Source organism: Kosakonia oryzae (assembly GCF_001658025.2).
GTDB lineage: Bacteria > Pseudomonadota > Gammaproteobacteria > Enterobacterales > Enterobacteriaceae > Kosakonia > Kosakonia oryzae.
The window spans coordinates 1,849,921-1,869,488 of the sequence record NZ_CP014007.2 but is presented as its reverse complement, the minus strand read 5'-3'; the positions used below and the strand labels follow the sequence as shown (position 1 = coordinate 1,869,488).

The 19,568-nt window shown below is 58.1% G+C and carries 11 protein-coding genes; 9 read left to right on the top strand and 2 right to left on the bottom strand.

Annotation, left to right across the window (positions count from 1 at the left end; genetic code table 11):
• Nucleotides 1-225 precede the first annotated feature (225 nt).
• Nucleotides 226-3,555: a diguanylate cyclase gene (locus tag AWR26_RS08905; protein ID WP_064565085.1), complete on the top strand. Its 3,330-nt coding sequence runs from the start codon at nt 226-228 to the stop codon at nt 3,553-3,555.
• 52 nt (nt 3,556-3,607) lie between these two features.
• Here the strand turns inward: AWR26_RS08905 and alkA are convergent, their stop codons facing one another.
• A complete protein-coding gene (gene alkA, locus AWR26_RS08900) occupies nt 3,608-4,450 on the bottom strand; it encodes a DNA-3-methyladenine glycosylase 2 (protein WP_064565084.1) in 843 nt (280 codons plus the stop codon).
• A 132-nt stretch (nt 4,451-4,582) separates the two neighbouring features.
• Here alkA and yegD point away from each other — a divergent pair, with 132 nt between their 5' ends.
• From yegD to baeR, 7 genes are all read left to right on the top strand, one after another.
• Nucleotides 4,583-5,935 carry a molecular chaperone gene (gene yegD, locus AWR26_RS08895; RefSeq protein ID WP_064565082.1) on the top strand — a complete coding sequence of 451 codons (1,353 nt, stop codon included), beginning with the start codon at nt 4,583-4,585 and terminating at the stop codon, nt 5,933-5,935.
• Between the two features lie 182 nt (nt 5,936-6,117).
• A complete protein-coding gene (locus AWR26_RS08890) occupies nt 6,118-7,353 on the top strand; it encodes an MdtA/MuxA family multidrug efflux RND transporter periplasmic adaptor subunit (RefSeq protein ID WP_064565079.1) in 1,236 nt (411 codons plus the stop codon).
• Nucleotides 7,353-10,475 (top strand): MdtB/MuxB family multidrug efflux RND transporter permease subunit, encoded by a 3,123-nt coding sequence (locus tag AWR26_RS08885; RefSeq protein ID WP_064565077.1) that lies wholly within the window; start codon nt 7,353-7,355, stop codon nt 10,473-10,475. Before AWR26_RS08890 ends, AWR26_RS08885 begins: the two co-directional genes overlap by 1 nt.
• Nucleotides 10,476-13,553, top strand: coding sequence for a multidrug efflux RND transporter permease subunit MdtC (mdtC, locus tag AWR26_RS08880; protein WP_064565074.1), 3,078 nt, complete (start codon nt 10,476-10,478; stop codon nt 13,551-13,553).
• Nucleotides 13,550-14,965 (top strand): MFS transporter, encoded by a 1,416-nt coding sequence (mdtD, locus tag AWR26_RS08875; RefSeq protein ID WP_064565072.1) that lies wholly within the window; start codon nt 13,550-13,552, stop codon nt 14,963-14,965. The genes mdtC and mdtD overlap by 4 nt, the downstream gene beginning before the upstream one ends.
• Entirely contained in the window at nt 14,962-16,470 is a 1,509-nt protein-coding gene (gene baeS / locus AWR26_RS08870; RefSeq protein ID WP_064565070.1) for an envelope stress sensor histidine kinase BaeS, read from the top strand. Before mdtD ends, baeS begins: the two co-directional genes overlap by 4 nt.
• Entirely contained in the window at nt 16,467-17,189 is a 723-nt protein-coding gene (baeR, locus tag AWR26_RS08865) for an envelope stress response regulator BaeR (RefSeq protein ID WP_064565068.1), read from the top strand. Before baeS ends, baeR begins: the two co-directional genes overlap by 4 nt.
• Nucleotides 17,190-17,217: 28 nt before the next feature.
• Here the strand turns inward: baeR and AWR26_RS08860 are convergent, their stop codons facing one another.
• Complete coding sequence (locus tag AWR26_RS08860; RefSeq protein ID WP_064565066.1) at nt 17,218-17,679, bottom strand: helix-turn-helix domain-containing protein; 462 nt, start codon at nt 17,677-17,679, stop codon at nt 17,218-17,220.
• 413 nt (nt 17,680-18,092) lie between these two features.
• On the opposite strand from AWR26_RS08860, the gene trhP reads away from it, so the two are divergent.
• Nucleotides 18,093-19,454 carry a prephenate-dependent tRNA uridine(34) hydroxylase TrhP gene (trhP, locus tag AWR26_RS08855; protein ID WP_007371231.1) on the top strand — a complete coding sequence of 454 codons (1,362 nt, stop codon included), beginning with the start codon at nt 18,093-18,095 and terminating at the stop codon, nt 19,452-19,454.
• Nucleotides 19,455-19,568 lie beyond the last annotated feature (114 nt).

The window sequence follows — 19,568 nt, the reverse complement described above, 5'->3', positions numbered from 1 at the left end:
CGGCTCGCTTTTGCCCGTCAGGCTGACCTGTCACCCATTAAAACGCGCAAAATTAACCCGGCGGATGTGTTTTTATTACTGACTAAGTAATTAATAACATTATGATGTCAAATTATGAGCGCCCGGCATAGGAATTGTAAATTGTTTGTACTAGCATAATCCAAAATTCAAATTTCACTCTCCGGGCGCGGTTCCGGGCGTCACAGGGTTGCGGATAAAGCGGTAATGAAGAAACAACACCAGCGCGTTTTGGTTACCACCCCACATCCTGGGCTGCGACTTCTCAGTTTAGGGCTGCTCTCTTTCATCTTTACGCTCTTCTCGCTGGAGCTTATCCGTTTTGGCACCGTTATCGCGCCGCTGTGGTTTCCCACCGCCATCATTATGGTGGGATTTTACCGCCACGCCGGGCGGATGTGGCCGGGCATCGCGCTGGTCTGTGTGCTGGGCAATGTCGCGGCGTCAGCCATGCTCTTATCGGCCAGCGCAGTCGATCTACGTTACACTGTCGTCAATGTTATCGAGGCCGCAATAGGCGCGGTGCTGCTGCGCAAATTGTTGCCCTGGTATAACCCACTGCAAAATCTCGGCGACTGGCTGCGTCTGGCCGTCGGCAGCGCGATTATCCCGCCGCTGGTCGGCGGCGTGCTGGTTTGTCTGCTGGTGCCTGGCGACAATATTCTGCGTACTTTTCTGGTCTGGGTGCTGTCGGAATCCATCGGCGCACTGGCGCTGGTGCCGCTCGGCCTGCTGTTTAAACCGCACTACCTGTTGCGTCACCGTAAACCTCAGCTGCTGCTGGAAACACTCGTTACGCTCTCTGTCACGCTCGGGCTAAGCTGGCTGGCGCTGCACTATCTGCCTTGGCCGTTTACTGCGGTTATTGTACTGCTGATGTGGAGCGCCGTGCGTCTACCGCGGGTTGAAGCCTTTCTCGTCTTTCTGATTACCATCATGATGGTCTCGCTGATGATTGCAGATGATCCCTCTCTCATCACCATGCCGAAAAACAACGTGATGATGAATGCGCCGTGGCTGCCGTTCCTGATGATCCTGCTGCCAGCGAACGTCATGACGATGGTGATGTATGCCTTTCGCGCCGAGCGCAAACACATTATTGAAAGCGAAGAGCGTTTTCGCAATGCGATGGAGTATTCCGCCATCGGGATGGCGCTGGTGAGCACCGAAGGACAGTGGTTACAGGCCAACAAAGCGTTATGCCAGTTCCTCGGCTACAGCCAGGAAGAACTACAGCAGATGACCTTCCAGCAGCTCACCTGCCCGGAAGATTTAAACAGCGATCTGGAACAGCTTGAGCAACTGGTACGCGGCGACATCTCTAGTTACTCCATGGAAAAACGCTATTACACGCGCAGCGGCGAGCTGGTATGGGCGCTGATGGCAGTTTCCGTTGTCCGCCACACAGATGGCACTCCGCTCTACTTTATCGCCCAGGTCGAAGATATTAACGATCTGAAGCAGACCGAGTGGGTTAACAAGCGCCTGATGGAGCGCATCACGCTGGCGAACGAAGCGGGCGGGATTGGCATCTGGGAGTGGGAGCTTGAGCCGGACATTATCAGTTGGGACAAGCGCATGTTCGAGATGTACGAAGTGCCTCCCCACACGAAACCGACATGGCAATTGTGGTTCGAGCGCGTGTTACCGGAAGACAGGCCGGAGGCCGAACGCATTATCCGCGACGGGCTGGCGGCGCGCATGGCCTTCAAACTGGAGTTCCGCATTAGCGTCAAAGGCGGTATTCGCCATATTCGCGCGCTGGCGAACCGCGTGCTGAACAAGCATGGCGAAGTCGAACGCCTGCTCGGCGTCAATATGGATATGACAGAAGTTAAGCAGTTGAACGATGCGCTGTTCCAGGAAAAAGAGCGTCTGCACATCACACTGGATTCCATCGGCGAAGCGGTGCTTTGTACCGATGTAGAGATGAACGTCACTTTTATGAACCCGGTAGCGGAAAAAATGAGCGGCTGGATGCAGGAACAGGCTATCGGCCAGCCGTTGCTGACGGTGCTGCGCATCACCTTTGGTGATAATGGTCCGCTGATGGAAAACATCCACAGCGGTGATATGTCGCGTTCGGCCATTGAACAGGATGTGGTACTGCACTGCCGCACCGGCGGCAGCTTCGACATTCACTACAGCGTAACCCCGCTCAGCACGCTGGATGGGCAACATATCGGCTCTGTGCTGGTAATTCAGGATGTCACAGAATCCCGCAAAATGCTGCGGCAGTTGAGCTACAGCGCTTCGCACGATGCGCTGACCCATCTGGCGAACCGGGTCAGTTTTGAAAACCATCTCAAACGTCTGTTGCTGACAGTACAGGAATTCCACCAGCGTCATGCGCTGGTGTTTATCGATCTTGACCGCTTTAAAGCCGTCAACGATACCGCCGGGCACGCGGCAGGTGACGCCCTGCTGCGCGAGATCGCGTCGCTGATGCTCAGCATGTTGCGCTCGACCGATATTCTTGCCCGCCTTGGCGGCGATGAGTTCGGTTTACTGCTGCCGGACTGCAATGTCGAGAGCGCACGCTATATTTCCGGGCGTATTGTTGAAGCCATCAATGACTACCACTTTACGTGGGAAGGCCGTTTGCACCGCATCGGCGCCAGCGCCGGAATTTCGCTGATAGATGAAACTAACTATCAGGCTTCCGAAGTGATGTCGCAGGCGGATATCGCCTGTTACGCCTCCAAAAATAATGGGCGCGGGATCGTGACCGTGTACGAACCGCAGCAAGACCAGATGCAGCATGAGCGCAACATGCTGTCGCTGGATGAACAGTGGCACATGATCAGAGACAATCATCTGCTGCTGATTGCCCGCGGCGTGGCGTCGCCGCGCGTGCCGGAGGCCTGCAACTTCTGGCTACTCTCCCTGCGTTTGTGGACCAGCGAAGGTGAAGTGATGGAGGAGCACGTATTCCGTTCCAACCTTAGCGAACCCGAACTGATCCGCGCGCTCGACCGCCGCGTATTCCATGAGTTTTTCCGTAACCACGCCACTGCGATTGCAGGTAAAGGGCTCGGCGTTGCTCTGCCGCTTTCCGTGGCCGGGCTCTCCAGTACAACGCTGGTGAATGAGCTGCTCGAACTGCTGGAAAGCGGCCCGCTATCGGCCCGGCTGTTGCATCTGGTGGTGCACGCCGATGCGCTGATGCGTGAAGATAACACCCTGCCCGACAATCTGAAGCGGCTGCGCCAGGCGGGTTGCCGCATTATTCTCAGCCGTATCGGGCACGATCTGGATATTTTTAACCGCCTCAGCCCGAATATGGTCGATTACCTGATGCTCGATCCGGAACTGGTGACCAACGTTCACGGTAATCTGATGGACGAGATGATGGTGACCATTATTCAGGGTCACGCCCAGCGCCTTGGCATAAAGAGCATTGCCGGGCCGACCCATCAGCCGCTGATGATGGATACCCTTTCCGGCATCGGCATTGATATGATTTATGGCGATATTATTTCGCAGGCTCAGCCGCTGGATTTGATGCTGAATACCAGTTACTTCGCTATCAACTGACAGACGGGATGGCGCCTTATCCGGCCGACAAATGCTCTGCGACCATCAGGTATCACACTTCAGGCTCCCACCCCGCCGTATACCAGATATGCAACAGCGCATAGGAGCGCCACGGCTGCCAGCGTTCTGCGTAGCGCCGCGTCTGTGCGGGCGTCATCCCGGCAAAACGCTGCTTGATCAGATAATCGTCGGGGAGAAAAATATCTTTCGCCTGCCAGCCGCGCAGGGCAAAGTAGCTGGCCGTCCAGCGGCCGATACCGGGAAACGTTTGCAAGGCTTTCACCCCCTGCTCCACATCCTCTGGTGCTGTCAGCGGCAGCAAACCGTCGCAGGCTGCCTGCGCGAGGTATATCAGCGATTCAGCGCGTTTGCGCGGCATGCCGAGCGTTTGTAAATCCCCAACTTGCGCCGCAGAGAGCTGCTGCGGCGTGGGAAAACAGAGAAAACCGCGCTCATCCAGCGCATCGCCATAACGCTGCGCAACCTTTGCCGTCAGCTTTGCTGCCATGGCCACACTGACTAACTGGCCTAAAATCGCCCGCACACCCTGCTCAAACGGATCAACGCATCCCGGCAGGCGCAACCCCGGACGCGCGGCACCCAGCGTTCCCAGCGCTGTGGTCACTTCCTGCGGATTGCAGTCGAGATCAAACAAACAGCGCATCCGTTGCAGACACAGTTCTGCAATCGGCTGCAAACCTTCGCTAAGCGTCACCTTCAGTGTCGCGCTCGCTTCATCCGGTTCGGCAATAATCAGCCCGCGATGCTCGCCAGAGGCAAAGGAACGCACATAGCCTGTTGCATCAATCTGCTCAACGCCCGCCACGGCGCGATCGCCTAAAAATCCCAACATCCAGGCCCAGTCATAGGGCGGCTGCCAACGCAGTTCGTACATAGTTGCTCCTCGTTTTCTGCTAACAGCATAAACGGCATCGGAATTTTCCGCCTTGCTTTCATATTCCGGTTGTCGCCCGCGCCGCATTCGGCTAAAGTCGCCCCCCTTCTTCACTGGCATGGGGATAAATACGTGTTTGTAGGATTTGACTACGGAACAGCAAACTGCTCGATTGCGGTAATGCGCGATGGCGCGCCACATCTGCTGACCATGGAAAATAACAGTACGCTGCTGCCATCAATGCTCTGCGCGCCAACGCGCGAAGCCGTCAGCGAATGGCTCTATCGTCACCATCAGGTTCCGGCCACGGGGAGCGAAACCCAGGCGCTGCTGCGCCGGGCGGTAAGCTTCAACCGTGAGGAAGATATTGAGGTCAGCGCCGCCAGCGTGCAATTTGGCCTCGCCTCGCTGCGTCAGTATGTGAGCGATCCGGAAGAGGTTTACTTCGTTAAATCGCCGAAATCCTTCCTCGGTGCCAGCGGCCTGAAACCGCAGCAGATCGCCCTGTTCGAAGATCTGGTGTGCGCCATGATGCTGCACATTCGTCAGCAGGCCGAAACGCAACTACCGGAAAGCATCAACCAGGCGGTCATTGGCCGACCAATCAACTTCCAGGGGCTCGGCGGCGATGAGGCCAACACCCAGGCACAGGGGATCCTTGAGCGTGCGGCAAAACGCGCCGGTTTCCGCGATGTGGTATTCCAGTATGAGCCGGTAGCGGCAGGGCTCGATTTTGAAGCCACGCTAAGCGAAGAGAAGCGCGTGCTGGTGGTGGATATTGGCGGCGGAACAACAGACTGCTCCATTCTGCTGATGGGCCCACAGTGGCGCTCCAGACAGGATCGCGCAGCCAGCCTGCTCGGCCACAGCGGCTGCCGCGTTGGCGGTAACGATCTGGATATCGCGCTGGCGTTTAAAAGCTTGATGCCTCTGCTTGGTATGGGCGGCCAGACGGAAAAAGGTATCGCCCTGCCGATTCTGCCGTGGTGGAACGCGGTGGCGATCAACGATGTGCCGGCGCAAACCGAATTTTACAGCGCAGCCAATGGCCGTCTGCTCAACGATCTGCTGCGCGACGCCCGTGATGCGGAAAAAGTGGCCCTGCTGCTAAAAGTGTGGCGGCAGCGTCTGAGCTACCGGCTGGTGCGCAGCGCCGAAGAGAGCAAAATTGCCCTCTCGGAAGAAGCGCATGTCACCGCGCCGCTGCCGTTTATCAGCGACGATCTTGCCACCGCCATCACCCAGGAGGGCCTGGAAGCGGCGCTCAATCAGCCGTTACAGCGCATTATTGAGCAGGTACAACTGGCGCTGGAAAACAGCAACGAAACGCCGGAAGTGATCTACCTGACCGGCGGGAGCGCCCGTTCGCCCATCATCAAGAAAGCGCTGGCGGAAACGCTGCCGGGGATCCCGATCGCGGGCGGCGATGATTTTGGCTCTGTCACCGCCGGGCTTGCCCGCTGGGCGCAGGTTCTGTTTCGCTAATATTTTGCCGGATGATCGCCATCCGGCATGATTTTCTTCTCCATATCATCCCTAACACAAATTTCCCTCCCCGCTCGACGTTTCTAAACAGTGTTTCATATTTCCTCCATTTTTCTGCGTTAGGGCCTCACTAAACTAGTATTATTTTGGTCATGGCCTTTCAGGACGAGATACATATAACGATGAAACGCAGTTTCACTTTTCGCCGCACACTTGTTGCGGTTGTGGTTATCGCAGCGGCAGGTGCCGCGTGGTACCACTTTAGCCATCAAGAGGCTACACCTTCTTCTTCCGCCACAGGGCACATGCAGCGTCAGGCTGGCGGTGGTCGCCACGGCATGCGCGGCGGCGCACTACCGCCGGTACAGGCTGCCACAGCGACCCGCGAATCCGTTCCGCGTTATCTCTCTGGTCTTGGTACGATTACGGCAACCAATACCGTGACCGTTCGCAGCCGCGTTTCCGGCCAATTGATGGCTCTCCACTTCCAGGAAGGGCAACAGGTTAATGCCGGCGATCTGCTGGCTGAAATCGACCCCAGCGAATTTAAAGTGGCACTGGCGCAGGCGCAGGGGCAACTGGCAAAAGATAAAGCCACGCTGGCGAATGCACGCCGCGACCTGGCCCGCTACCAGCAACTGGTGAAAACCAGTCTCGTCTCCCGCCAGGATCTCGATACCCAGCAGGCGCTGGTAACCGAATCCGAAGGCACCGTCAAAGCCGATGAAGCTTCGGTCGCCAGCGCCCAGTTGCAGCTGGACTGGAGCCGCATCACCGCGCCCATCTCCGGGCGTGTTGGCTTAAAACAGGTGGATATTGGTAACCAGATCAGCAGCAGCGACACCACCGGCATTGTGGTGCTGACGCAAACCCACCCGATTGACCTCGTCTTTACCCTGCCGGAAAGCGACATCGCCACCGTGGTGCAGGCGCAAAAAGCTGGCCAACCGCTGGTGGTGGAAGCCTGGGATCGCACGAACAAACAGAAACTGAGCAGCGGTTCGCTGCTTAGTCTTGATAACCAGATCGATGCCACCACTGGCACCATCAAACTGAAAGCACGCTTTAATAACCAGGACGACGCTCTGTTCCCCAACCAGTTCGTCAACGCGCGCATGCTGGTCGCTACGCAGCAAGATGCCGTCGTGATCCCTGCCGCCGCGCTGCAAATGGGTAATGAAGGCAACTTTGTTTGGGTGGTGAATGAGAATAACCAGGTCAGCAAACATATCGTTACGCCAGGTATTCAGGACAGCCAGAAAGTGGTGATTGCCGCCGGGCTGTCGGCGGGCGATCGCGTAGTGACGGACGGTATCGACCGTCTGACTGAAGGGGCCAAAGTGGAAGTGGTGGATGCGCAAAGCGCCCAGCAGATGCCCACAAAACGTGAGCATCCGGCGAAAGGAGCGCACTCCTGATGCAGTTGCTACCGCCAGGCCGGACGGGTGGCCCTTCCCGTCTGTTTATCTTACGCCCGGTCGCCACCACCTTATTGATGGTGGCGATTCTGCTTGCCGGGGTCATCGGCTACCGTTTTCTCCCCGTCTCGGCGCTGCCGGAAGTGGATTATCCCACTATTCAGGTTGTCACCCTTTACCCCGGCGCCAGCCCGGATGTGGTGACGTCGGCAATTACCGCGCCGCTCGAACGGCAATTTGGCCAGATGTCGGGCTTAAAACAGATGTCGTCGCAAAGCTCCGGTGGCGCATCGGTGGTGACGTTGCAGTTCCAGCTCACGCTACCGCTGGATGTTGCCGAGCAGGAAGTGCAGGCGGCAATGAACGCGGCCAACAGCTTGCTCCCTTCCGATCTGCCTAACCCGCCGGTTTACAGCAAAGTTAACCCGGCCGATCCGCCGATCATGACGCTGGCAGTCACCTCTTCCGCCATGCCGATGACGCAGGTGGAAGATATGGTCGAAACGCGCGTCGCGCAGAAAATTTCGCAAGTTTCCGGCGTCGGTCTGGTCACGCTTTCCGGCGGCCAGCGCCCGGCAGTGCGCGTCAAACTTAACGCGCAGGCCATCGCCGCGCTGGGGTTGACCAGCGAAACCATTCGCACCGCCATCGACAATGCCAACGTTAACTCGGCAAAAGGGAGCCTCGATGGCCCAACACGCGCCGTCACGCTCTCCGCCAACGATCAAATGCAATCCGCCGAAGAGTACCGCCAGTTGATTGTCGCTTACCAGAACGGTGCGCCCATTCGCCTGGGCGATGTGGCAACCGTGGAACAGGGCGCGGAAAATAGCTGGCTTGGTGCATGGGCGAATAAGCAACAGGCTATTGTGATGAACGTCCAGCGTCAGCCGGGTGCCAACATCATTAATACCGCCGACAGCATTCGTGCTCTGCTGCCGCAGTTAACGGAGAGCCTGCCGAAATCGGTCACGGTGAAAGTACTCTCCGATCGCACCAACAACATCCGCGCTTCAGTCAGTGATACCCAGTTCGAACTGATGCTGGCCATTGCGCTGGTGGTGATGATTATCTATCTGTTTCTGCGCAATATTCCGGCCACCATCATCCCTGGCGTGGCCGTGCCGCTGTCGCTTATCGGCACCTTTGCGGTGATGGTGTTTCTCGATTTCTCTATCAATAACCTGACGCTGATGGCGCTGACCATCGCCACCGGCTTTGTGGTGGATGACGCGATTGTGGTGATTGAGAACATTTCGCGCTACATCGAAAAAGGGGAAAAACCGCTGGCGGCGGCGCTGAAAGGCGCAGGCGAGATCGGCTTTACCATTATCTCCCTCACCTTCTCGCTGATTGCCGTGCTGATCCCGCTGCTGTTTATGGGCGATATTGTCGGGCGCCTGTTCCGCGAGTTCGCCGTCACGCTGGCGGTGGCCATTCTGATCTCGGCTATCGTTTCACTGACGCTGACGCCGATGATGTGCGCACGCATGCTGAGTGCAGAATCCCTGCGCAAGCAGAACCGTTTTTCCCGCGCCTCGGAGCGTTTTTTTGAGCGAGTGATTGCCGGTTACGGCCATCTGCTGGCAAAAGTGCTTAATCACCCGTGGCTGACGCTCAGCGTGGCGATAGGCACGCTGCTGCTGTCGGTGGCGCTGTGGGTTTTCATCCCGAAGGGCTTCTTCCCGGTACAGGACAACGGCATCATTCAGGGCACGCTCCAGGCACCGCAGTCGGCGTCGTTTGCCAGCATGGCGCAGCGTCAGCGGCAGGTTGCCGACGTTATCCTGCAGGATCCAGCGGTTGAAAGTCTGACTTCGTTTGTTGGCGTCGATGGTACTAACCCGTCTCTGAACAGCGCCCGTCTGCAAATCAACCTTAAGCCGCTGGATGAGCGCGACGATCGTGTACAGACAGTGAGCGCGCGCCTGCAACAGGCGGCGGCAAAAGTGCCCGGCGTGGCGCTCTATCTGCAACCGACGCAGGATCTGACCATCGACACCACGGTCAGCCGCACCCAGTACCAGTTTACCTTGCAGGCAAACTCGCTGGACGCGCTGAGCACCTGGGTGCCGCAGCTGATTGCTAAACTGGAAGCGCTGCCGCAGCTTGCTGATGTCAGCAGCGACTGGCAGGACAAAGGGTTGGTGGCCTGGGTCAACGTTGACCGCAGCACCGCCAGCCGTCTTGGTATCACCATGTCGGATGTTGATAACGCGCTGTATAACGCCTTCGGTCAGCGGCTGATCTCCACCATCTATACCCAGTCAAACCAGTATCGTGTGGTGCTGGAACACGACACCACGCAAACGCCGGGGCTGGCGGCGCTGGAGAATATCCGCCTGGCGAGCAGTAGCGGCGGCGTGGTGCCGTTGTCCTCAATTGCCAAAGTGGAACAACGCTTTGCGCCGCTGAGTATTAACCACCTCGATCAATTCCCCTCCACCACTATCTCTTTTAACGTGGCGAGCGGCTATTCGCTGGGCGATGCGGTTCAGGCGATCGCCGACAGCGAAAAAACCCTCAATTTCCCGACCGATATCCGCACCCAGTTCCAGGGCAGCACGCTGGCGTTCCAGTCTGCGCTTGGTAGCACGGTCTGGCTGATCGTCGCAGCGGTGGCGGCAATGTATATCGTGCTCGGCGTGCTGTATGAGAGTTTTATTCACCCGGTCACCATTCTCTCGACGCTGCCGACGGCGGGCGTTGGCGCGCTGCTGGCGCTGATGATTTCCGGCAGTGAGCTGGATGTGATCGCCATTATCGGCATCATTCTGCTGATTGGTATCGTCAAGAAAAACGCCATCATGATGATCGACTTCGCCCTCGCCGCCGAACGCGAAGAGGGGATGGCGCCGCGCGACGCGATTTTCCAGGCCTGCCTGCTGCGTTTTCGCCCGATCCTGATGACCACGCTGGCGGCTCTGCTCGGAGCGCTGCCGTTGATGCTCAGCACCGGCGTGGGCGCAGAACTGCGCCGCCCGCTGGGTATCGGCATGGTGGGCGGTCTGCTGGTTAGTCAGGTGCTGACGCTGTTTACCACGCCGGTGATTTATCTGCTGTTCGACCGCCTGTCACTGGCCGTAAAACAGCGCTTCCCGCGCCGTGAAGAGGAGGCGTAAGTGAAGTTTTTCGCCCTCTTCATTTACCGCCCGGTGGCGACGATTTTGATTTCGCTGGCGATAACGCTGTGCGGCATACTCGGCTTCCGGCTGTTGCCGGTAGCTCCGCTGCCGCAGGTCGATTTTCCGGTGATCATGGTCAGCGCCTCGCTGCCTGGCGCTTCGCCGGAGACGATGGCGTCGTCGGTCGCTACACCGCTGGAGCGCTCGCTGGGGCGGATTGCCGGGGTCAGTGAAATGACCTCCTCCAGCTCGCTGGGCAGTACGCGCATCATTTTAGAGTTTAATTTTGACCGCAATATCAACGGCGCAGCGCGCGATGTGCAGGCGGCGATCAACGCGGCGCAAAGCCTGCTGCCAAGCGGTATGCCAAGCCGTCCGACCTACCGCAAAGCGAACCCGTCTGACGCGCCGATCATGATCCTGACGCTGACCTCAGATACCTATTCGCAGGGCCAGTTATACGATTTTGCCTCGACGCAACTGGCACAAACCATCTCGCAGATCGATGGCGTCGGCGATGTGGATGTCGGCGGAAGTTCACTGCCCGCGGTGCGCGTCGATCTCAACCCGCAGGCGCTGTTTAATCAGGGCGTGTCACTCGATGCCGTGCGTACCGCCATCAGCAGTGCCAACGTCCGTCGCCCGCAGGGCGCAGTGGATGACGGCGCTCAACGCTGGCAAATACAAACGAATGATGAGCTGAAAACGGCGGCCGAATACCAGCCGTTGATCATTCATTACAACAACGGCGCGGCAGTACGTTTAAGCGATGTCGCCACGGTCAGCGACTCGGTGCAGGATGTGCGCAATGCCGGGATGACCAACGCAAAGCCGGCGATTTTGCTGATGATCCGCAAGCTGCCGGAAGCCAATATTATTCAGACGGTAGACAGCATCCGCGCGCGCCTGCCGGAATTACAGAAAACCATTCCTGCCGCCATCGATCTGCAAATCGCCCAGGATCGCTCGCCGACCATTCGCGCCTCGCTGGCGGAAGTGGAGCAGACGCTGGTGATCTCGGTGGCGCTGGTGATCCTGGTGGTGTTTCTGTTTTTGCGCTCCGGTCGCGCGACGCTTATCCCGGCGGTCGCCGTACCGGTTTCGCTGATCGGCACCTTTGCCGCTATGTACCTGTGCGGTTTTAGCCTGAATAACCTGTCGCTGATGGCGCTGACCATCGCTACTGGCTTTGTCGTCGATGATGCCATTGTGGTGCTGGAAAACATCTCCCGCCATCTTGAAGCGGGCGTGAAACCGTTGCAGGCGGCGTTACAAGGGACGCGGGAAGTTGGTTTTACCGTGCTGTCAATGAGCCTGTCGCTGGTAGCGGTATTCCTTCCGCTGCTGCTGATGGCCGGTCTGCCGGGCAGGCTATTGCGCGAGTTTGCCGTCACGCTGTCGGTGGCGATTGGCATCTCGCTGGTTATCTCGCTGACGCTGACGCCGATGATGTGCGGCTGGCTGCTGAAGCGCCATAAACCGCGCGAACGCACGCGGGAAAGAGGCGTTGGCCGTTTGCTGATTGCGCTTCAGCAGCAGTACGCCCGCTCGTTGAAATGGGTGCTGAACCACGCCCTGCTGGTGGGTCTGGTGCTGCTTGGCACCATCGCGTTGAATATCTGGCTCTATATCTCGATTCCGAAAACCTTCTTCCCGGAGCAGGACACCGGCGTGCTGATGGGCGGCATTCAGGCGGATCAGAGCATCTCTTTTCAGGCGATGCGCGGTAAGCTGCAGGATTTTATGAAAATCATCCGTGACGACCCGGCAGTGGATAATGTCACCGGTTTTACCGGCGGCTCACGCGTGAACAGCGGCATGATGTTTATCACCCTCAAATCCCGACATATTCGTAATGAAACGGCGCAGCAGGTGATTGACCGGTTGCGCATTAAACTGGCGAAAGAGCCTGGCGCAAGCCTGTTTTTGATGGCCGTACAGGATATTCGCGTCGGCGGACGGCAGGCCAATGCCAGCTACCAGTTTGCCCTGCTGTCGGACGATCTCAGCGCCCTGCGCGAGTGGGAGCCGAAGATCCGTAAAGCGCTGGCGGCGCTGCCGCAACTGGCAGACGTTAACTCGGACCAGCAGGACAACGGCGCGGAGATGAATCTGGTTTACGATCGCGAAACGATGTCGCGGTTGGGCATCAGCGTTGAAGCGGCCAACAGCCTGCTGAATAACGCCTTCGGTCAGCGGCAGATCTCCACTATTTACCAACCGCTTAACCAGTACAAAGTGGTGATGGAAGTGGATCCCCGCTATACCCAGGACGTGAGTGCGCTGGACAAGATGTATGTGATCAACAACGAAGGCCAGTCGATTCCGCTCTCTTACTTTGCCCACTGGCAACCAGCGAATGCGCCGCTGTCGGTGAACCATCAGGGGCTGTCGGCGGCATCGACCATCGCCTTTAACCTGCCGACAGGCACGTCGCTGTCGGAAGCCAGCGACGCTATCGATCGTGCGATGACGCAACTTGGCGTTCCTTCGAGCGTACGCGGCAGCTTCGCCGGTACAGCGCAGGTCTTCCAGGAGACGATGAATTCACAGGTGATCCTGATCCTGGCAGCGATTGCCACGGTCTATATCGTGCTGGGGATCCTCTACGAGAGCTACGTCCACCCGCTGACCATTCTCTCCACGCTGCCCTCGGCGGGCGTCGGCGCACTGCTGGCGCTGGAGCTGTTTGGCGCGCCGTTTAGCCTGATCGCACTGATTGGCATCATGTTGCTAATCGGGATAGTGAAGAAGAATGCCATAATGATGGTCGACTTCGCCCTCGAAGCCCAGCGCAAGGGGAACCTGAGCGCAGAAGAGGCCATCTTCCAGGCCTGTTTGCTGCGTTTTCGTCCGATCATGATGACCACCCTGGCGGCGCTGTTTGGCGCGCTGCCGCTGGTCATTTCCGGCGGCGACGGTTCCGAACTGCGCCAGCCGCTGGGGATCACCATTGTCGGTGGTCTGGTGATGAGCCAGCTTCTTACCCTGTATACAACGCCGGTGGTCTATCTCTTCTTTGACCGTCTGCGTATGCGTTTTAGCCAGAAAGAGAGAGAGCCTGTTAGTGAATGAATGAACTCCCCAAGAACATCCGCTGGCAACTATGGATTGTCGCCTTTGGCTTTTTTATGCAGTCGCTGGATACCACTATTGTGAATACCGCCCTCCCCTCGATGGCGCGAAGCCTGGGGGAGAGCCCGCTGCATATGCACATGGTGGTGGTCTCCTATGTTTTGACCGTGGCGGTGATGCTGCCAGCCAGCGGCTGGCTGGCGGATCGGGTCGGCGTGCGCAATATCTTTTTCGTCGCCATTGTGCTGTTCACCACCGGCTCGCTGTTTTGCGCGCAGTCCTCAACCCTTGATCAACTGGTGATGGCGCGGGTTTTACAGGGTATCGGCGGAGCGATGATGGTGCCGGTAGGCAGGCTGACGGTGATGAAAATCGTCCCGCGCGACCAGTATATGGCCGCAATGACCTTCGTCACCCTGCCGGGGCAAATCGGCCCGCTGGTCGGCCCGGCGCTCGGCGGGATTCTGGTGGAGTATGCTTCATGGCACTGGATCTTCCTGATTAACCTGCCGGTCGGGATTATCGGCGCGCTCGCCACCTTGAGCCTGATGCCGAACTATAAGCTGCAAACCCGTCGTTTCGATATGGCGGGTTTTGCGTTGCTGGCCTGCGGCATGGCGACGCTGACGCTGGCGCTCGACGGCAGCCGCGGGCTGGGGCTTTCAACTCTCCAGCTTGGCGCGTTGGTGGCGGTGGGCGCAGCGACGACGCTGTTTTATCTGCTGCACGCCAGAGGCAACGACGGCGCGCTGTTTAACCTGCGGCTGTTCCGCACGCCTTCGTTTTCACTGGGGCTGGCCGGCAGCTTTGCCGGGCGTATCGGCAGCGGCATGCTGCCGTTTATGACGCCGGTGTTTTTGCAGATTGGCCTTGGCTTTTCACCGTTCCACGCCGGGCTGATGATGATCCCGATGGTGCTGGGCAGTATGGGCATGAAGCGGATTGTCGTGCAGCTGGTTAACCGTTTTGGTTATCGCCGCGCGCTGGTCTGTTCCACCCTTGGGCTGGCGCTGGTGAGCCTGCTGTTTATGACCACCGCCCTGCTCGGTTGGTACTATCTGCTGCCGGTGGTGCTGTTCTGCCAGGGGATGATCAACTCGATGCGCTTCTCTTCGATGAACACCCTGACGCTGAAAGATCTACCCGATGAACTGGCCAGCGGCGGCAACAGCTTACTGTCGATGATCATGCAGTTGTCGATGAGTATCGGCGTTACCGTCGCCGGTTTGTTGCTCGGCCTGTTCGGCCAGCAGCATCTGTCAGCGGACAGCGGCGTGGCGCACCATGTTTTCCTTTACGCTTATCTCAGTATGGCGGTGATTATTTCACTACCGGCGTTGATCTTCGCCCGCGTCCCGAATGACGCCAGCCAGAACGTCGTGATTGCCCGTCGCAACAGGAGAGAATCATGAAATTCTGGCGGCCGGGTATTACGGCCAAACTTTTTCTGGCCATTTTGACCACCTGCATCGTACTGCTGATCATTATGCACTGGGCGGTGCGAATCAGCTTCGAGCGCGGGTTTATCGACTATATCAAGCGCGGCAACGAGCAGCGCCTGCAACTGTTGAGCGACACGCTGGCCGATCAGTACGCCCAGCACGGCGACTGGCAATTTCTGCGCAATAACGACCGGATGATTTTCGAGATCCTGCGATCTTTCGAACGCGATAACGACCATGAAGATGATCGCGGCGGTGGGCCAGAACCCGGTATGCAGCGGGATCGTGCGATGGGCGACAACCGCGGAGCAGAACGGGGAATGGAAAACGAGGAGCCACCACCGCCGCCACCCGGCCCGCCACCGCCGCACGGCTGGCGCACGCAGTTCTGGGTTGTCGATCAGAACAACACTGTGCTGGTCGGCCCGCGCGGCACGGTGCCAGACGAAGGCAACCGCCGGGCGATTGTGGTGAACCAGAAAACGGTGGGCTGGGTGATTGCCTCCCCGGTTGAGCGGTTAACGCGCAATACCGACATCAATTTTGCCCGTCAACAGCGTCGCACCAGTTGGCTGATTGTCGGCCTCGCCACGCTGCTGGCGGCGCTGGCAACCTTCCCGCTGGCGCGCGGCCTGCTGGCACCGGTGAAACGGTTGGTCGAGGGGACACATAAACTGGCCTCCGGCGATTTCTCGACACGCGTCACGACAGGCAGCCAGGATGAACTGGGCAGGCTGGCGCGCGACTTTAACCTGCTGGCCAGTACGCTGGAGAAAAACCAGCAAATGCGCCGCGATTTTATGGCTGATATCTCCCACGAACTGCGCACGCCGCTGGCGGTACTGCGCGGCGAACTGGAGGCGATTCAGGACGGCGTACGCAAATTTACGCCGGAGTCAGTGCTGTCGTTACAGGCAGAGGTCGGCACGCTCACCAAGCTGGTGGACGATTTGCATCAGTTGTCAATGTCCGATGAGGGCGCGCTGGCCTACCAGCGGACACCGGTGGATGTGGTGACGCTGCTGGAGATTGCCGCTGGCGCGTTTCATGAACGTTTTGCCAGCCGAAACCTGAACTTGTCGCTGGATTTGCAGTCCACCAGTGGCAGAGTCTTTGGCGATCCCGATCGCCTGATGCAGCTGTTTAATAATCTGCTGGAAAACAGCCTGCGCTATACGGATGGCGGCGGACAAACGCAGATTCAGGCCACCACTCGCGACGGTAAACTGATCCTGCGTTTTGCCGACAGCGCGCCTGGCGTTTCCGACGAGCAACTGACGCGCCTGTTTGAGCGTTTCTACCGCACGGAAGGATCGCGCAACCGCGCCAGCGGCGGCTCCGGACTGGGGCTGGCTATCTGTTTGAATATTGTGGAAGCCCACGGTGGCGCTATCCACGCCGGGCACTCGCCATTTGGCGGGGTTACCATTACAGTTGAACTACCGCTTGAAGGCGAACAATCGAGAGAAGTATGACTGAGCTACCCATTGATGAAAACACGCCACGCATTCTGATCGTGGAAGATGAACCGAAGCTGGGACAGTTGCTGATCGATTATCTGCGGGCGGCCAGCTACGCGCCGACGCTGATTAACCACGGCGATCAGGTGCTGGGATATGTCCGCCAGACGCCGCCGGATTTGATTCTGCTCGATCTGATGCTGCCCGGCACCGACGGCCTGACCCTGTGCCGGGAGATCCGTCGCTTCTCCAATGTGCCGGTCATTATGGTGACGGCAAAAATCGAGGAGATCGATCGTCTGCTGGGGCTGGAAATTGGCGCCGACGACTACATCTGCAAACCCTATAGCCCGCGCGAAGTGGTGGCGCGAGTCAAAACCATTCTGCGCCGCTGCAAGCCGCAGCGCGAATTGCAGGCGATGGATGCGGAAAGCCCGCTGATCGTTGATGAAGGGCGTTTCCAGGCAAGCTGGCACAACAAACTGCTGGATCTCACGCCGGCGGAATTCCGTCTGCTGAAAACCCTCTCCAGCGAGCCGGGCAAGGTCTTCTCCCGCGAACAACTGCTCAACCATCTTTATGATGACTATCGCGTGGTCACCGACCGCACCATCGATAGCCATATCAAAAACCTGCGCCGCAAACTGGAAGCGCTGGATGAGGAACAATCCTTTATCCGCGCAGTTTACGGCGTCGGCTACCGCTGGGAAGCCGACGCCTGCAAACTGGCGTAACGCTGCCGGGCTTCACGCCCGGCGGCATTTATTTACGCAACAGCCGCTGTAAACGCTGTTTGCGCCAGCGGGCGATCGGTTCAGCGAAGACAAAGAGCCGCAATCCCCGCACCAGCAGCAATCCGCCCCAAATTGCCGCTACCCACAGTGACCACAGCGGATCGGGCGCGGTACTGCGATTAAGGAAATAGAGCAGCACGCAGACAATGACTGCGGTGACAAGCGATCGCCAGAAGCGGCTTTCGGCATCGACCTTTTCCCGCGCAGCAGTGATGCGCTGATCCAGCGCCTCTTCCCCCGCCTCCGCCTGCCCGGATAACTCAGTGACGCTGACGCCAAACACCGCCGCTAACGCACTCAGCGTCTCCAGCGAAGGTTGATCGCCACTTTCAATTCGCTGTACCGTTCTGACGCTCAACGCAGCCATCTCTGCAAGCTGCTCCTGTGACCAGGCGCGGGCCAGACGGAACGCTTTCACTTTATTGCTCATGATATCTCTCCACAGGAAACTGGCTTGCAGTGTCGCTCAATCACGCGGACAGCAACACGATCGTCACCCGACAGCAACACGACACAGCCCCGACAGCGCCCGGACATGGCTCTCCGCCGAGTATAAACCGGCCGTGAATATGCTGTAATCCTCTGTAATATGGCGGGCGCTGCAGGTTGCAGCAAAGAGAGGGGTGAGGAAATACGACATTGGCGTACTGATGCTGCCGTTGGCTACGTTCAGTGGCCAGGCGGAAATAACCGACGCGGAAATGGCCATCGACCACGCGTGAACTAACGCGCAGGTTTACTCCCCCGACGCGCAGCGCTACAATTCCCGCCCTAAATTTAGGGGAACTCCCCCGCCGCCTCACCTGCTGAGGCGATCTGACCTGTCATCAGAACGAGAAAATCATGTTTAAACCGGAACTCCTCTCCCCGGCGGGAACGCTGAAAAATATGCGTTACGCCTTCGCTTACGGCGCGGACGCCGTTTACGCTGGACAGCCGCGCTACTCGCTGCGCGTGCGCAATAACGAATTCAACCACGAAAACCTGCAAATCGGCATCAATGAAGCCCACGCGCAGGGCAAAAAATTCTACGTGGTAGTGAATATCGCGCCGCACAATGCCAAGCTGAAAACGTTCATCCGCGACCTGAAACCGGTGGTGGAGATGGGGCCGGATGCGCTGATTATGTCCGATCCGGGGCTTATCATGATGGTGCGCGAAAACTTCCCGCAGATGCCGATTCATCTCTCCGTACAGGCGAACGCCGTCAACTGGGCAACGGTGAAATTCTGGCAACAGATGGGGCTGACGCGCGTGATCCTCTCCCGCGAGCTGTCACTGGAAGAGATCGCTGAAATTCGCAGCCAGGTGCCGGAGATGGAGATCGAAATCTTCGTGCACGGCGCACTGTGCATGGCTTATTCCGGCCGTTGCCTGCTTTCAGGCTATATCAACAAGCGCGATCCGAACCAGGGCACCTGCACCAACGCCTGTCGCTGGGAATATAACGTTCAGGAAGGCAAAGAAGACGCTATCGGCAATATCGTACATGTTCACGAACCGATTCCGGTGCAAAACATCGAACCTACGCTTGGCGTCGGCGCGCCGACCGACAAAGTGTTTATGATTGAGGAAGCGCAGCGTCCGGGCGAGTACATGACCGCCTTCGAAGACGAGCACGGCACCTACATCATGAACTCGAAAGATCTGCGGGCGATTGCCCACGTTGAGCGTCTGACGCAGATGGGCGTGCACTCGCTGAAAATCGAAGGCCGCACCAAATCGTTCTACTACTGCGCCCGTACCGCGCAGGTTTACCGCAAAGCGATCGACGATGCCGCCGCGGGTAAACCGTTCGACACGTCGCTGCTGGAAACGCTGGAAGGGCTGGCGCATCGCGGTTACACCGAAGGTTTCCTGCGCCGCCACACGCATGATGATTACCAGAACTATGACTATGGCTACTCGGTTTCTGAGCGCCAGCAGTTTGTCGGCGAATTCACCGGCGAGCGTAAAGGCAATCTCGCCGCCGTCGCGGTGAAAAATAAGTTTTCGGTCGGTGACAGCCTGGAGCTGATGACGCCGCAGGGCAACGTCAACTTTACGCTTGAGCAGATGGAAAACGCCAAAGGCGAAGCGATGCCGGTTGCACCTGGCGATGGTTATACTGTCTGGTTGCCGGTTCCGCAGGATATGGCGCTGGAATATGCGCTTCTGATGCGCAATTTCACCGGGCAGTCAACGCGCAATCCTCACGCGAAGTAATTTAGGCGGGTTATTTTTACGGCTGGAAAAATCTTAGAATCGGATCACATACCTCCCCGGTGGTTATGGGTATTATCCATCTCGCTGAAAAACATAACCCATAAATGCTAGCTG